At 49.4% G+C, this 1,962-nt stretch carries 3 protein-coding genes; all 3 read left to right on the plus strand.

Annotated features, from left to right (window positions below):
- Positions 1 to 498 (plus strand): hypothetical protein (locus MJZ26_14990; GenBank protein ID MCQ2107082.1); only part of this gene is annotated, 498 nt, incomplete at its 5' end.
- Between the two features lie 15 nt (positions 499 to 513).
- A complete protein-coding gene (locus MJZ26_14995; protein MCQ2107083.1) occupies positions 514 to 867 on the plus strand; it encodes a head decoration protein in 354 nt (117 codons plus the stop codon).
- A 12-nt stretch (positions 868 to 879) separates the two neighbouring features.
- On the plus strand, positions 880 to 1,899 hold the full coding sequence (locus MJZ26_15000; protein MCQ2107084.1) for a major capsid protein: 1,020 nt from the start codon (positions 880 to 882) through the stop codon (positions 1,897 to 1,899).
- Positions 1,900 to 1,962: the final 63 nt, after the last annotated feature.

The raw sequence follows: 1,962 nt of genomic DNA on the forward strand, positions 1-1,962 counted from the left end.
GCTCAGGGAAGTCTATCTATTGGAGGTGGCGTAATGGCTACTGAAAACAAAAAGTTCGCTCCCGCAGCAAGCGCTGAAGGCGTGGATTTGGAAGCTATCAAGGCTCAGGCCATTGCTGATTACAAGGCTCGCCAAGCTTCCATGAATGCCGTTTTTGATGGCGTTGAAATTTCCGCCGAAGAAAAGGCTGAATACCTTGCAGACGAAAGCAAGACTGTTGCGGACGCAAATGTATTCGCTCTTTCCAAAGCTAAGGAACAGATCGTTGCTCAGGCAGAAGAGCTGAAGAAGGTTTCTGCTGAACGTGACGAATTCAAGGCCAAGGCTGAAGCAGCTCCCGCTGCCGATGCAAACCTTTCCGAAGCCCAGAAGCTTGCGATCCAGAAGGGTCTCGAAGCCGAAGCTGCAGCTGCAAACAGTGTGCAGGGTGGTATTCGTGCTTCTGAAAATACCGACACTAACAAAATCCGTGCTTTGCTCGCTCAAGGCCGTCACTAAACAAAGGAGTAAGTCATGTACGATGCACAGACTACTGAATACGACAAACTGGTTGCGGGCGACTATCCTGTTGCCCAGACCGTCGTCACTATCGCTGGTGCTGCTACTCTCGTAGCAGGTACCGTTCTCGTTGAAGGCAATACCGCAGGAACCTATGCAAAGCTTTCTGGTTCTACTGCAGGTGCTGTCGGTAAGCTTGCAATTCTTCTCGAAGACGTTGATGTTGCTGATGGTTCTTCTGTGAAGGCTCTTGCAGCATTGACTGGCGAATTCAATAAGGATGCTCTTGTCTTTGGTGATGAAGCAACCCTCGCTATCAACAAAACCAACATGATCGCCCAGGGCATTTTTGCCAAGGCCGTTGTTTAAGGAGGTCTGAAAATGGCTGAAATCGATATTACCTCTCCTAGCGAACTGACCCTTGCTATTAACAACAACAAGGCTCCGCGTCGCTTCCTGACTTCTTTCTTTACTCCGCTTAATCACTTGACTCGTGATGTGACTATCGACTTCGTTGAGGGTACGAAGAAGCTGGCTCCGTTCGTTCGTGATGGCGAAAAGGCTACCGAATCCAAGCGTGCTGGCTACAAGACCCGCCAGGTGCATTGCTACGGTATTGAACTTACCCGTACTACTAAGGCTCTTGAAAGTCTCAAGCGTCTTCCTGGTGAACCTGGTATGGTCATTAACGCTAAGAGTCCTGAAGAACGAGCTTCCCGTCTTCTTGGTATTGATCTTGAAGATTTGAAGAACATGAAGCATCGTACTGTGGAAAAGATCATTTCCGATGGCTTCTTCAATGGCAAGTATGACATTACCGACGCTGCTGGTAACGTTATTGATTCCATCGACTTCGGTCGCGAAGGTGATCTCTCCATTTCCAAGACTTGGAGTGGTGCTATCAAGACCATTGATTCCGACCTTGATGAAGCTGCAACTCTTATCAATCAGTATTCTGGTTTGACTGCAACCGACATCGTCATGGGAAAGGCTGCCGCAGAAAAGGCTCTCCAGAATGACGCATTCTTGAAGAAGCTTGATACCAAGAATCTTTCTGGTCTCCAGGCGACTCTCACTGTCATGGCAGGTGCAAATGGTGCTCGCCTCATTGGTTCCGTTGGCGGAATGCGTGTGTGGCGCTATGATAAAGTGTACATGGGCGCAAACGGCGAGCTGGCTTCCTTCATCCCGACCAATAAGGTGCTTGTTCTTTCTGACGAAATTCAGGCTACCCTCCACCAGGGCGTTGTTGGCGACAACGATATTGGTTGGTTCGAAGGCGAATTCGCTGTCGATACCTGGCACGAAAAGAACCCGCCCAGCGACATCCTTCGCGTTCGTTCCGCACCGCTTCCCGTTATCGAACAGATTAACGCAAGCTGCGTGATTACCGTCGCTTAAAGGGGCTTCAATGTCTTTCAAGGATGACCTCATGACAGATCTTGCCGAGACGTTCTTTAACGA

Origin of the sequence: Fibrobacter sp. (genome assembly GCA_024398965.1) — a bacterium.
Classification (GTDB): domain Bacteria; phylum Fibrobacterota; class Fibrobacteria; order Fibrobacterales; family Fibrobacteraceae; genus Fibrobacter.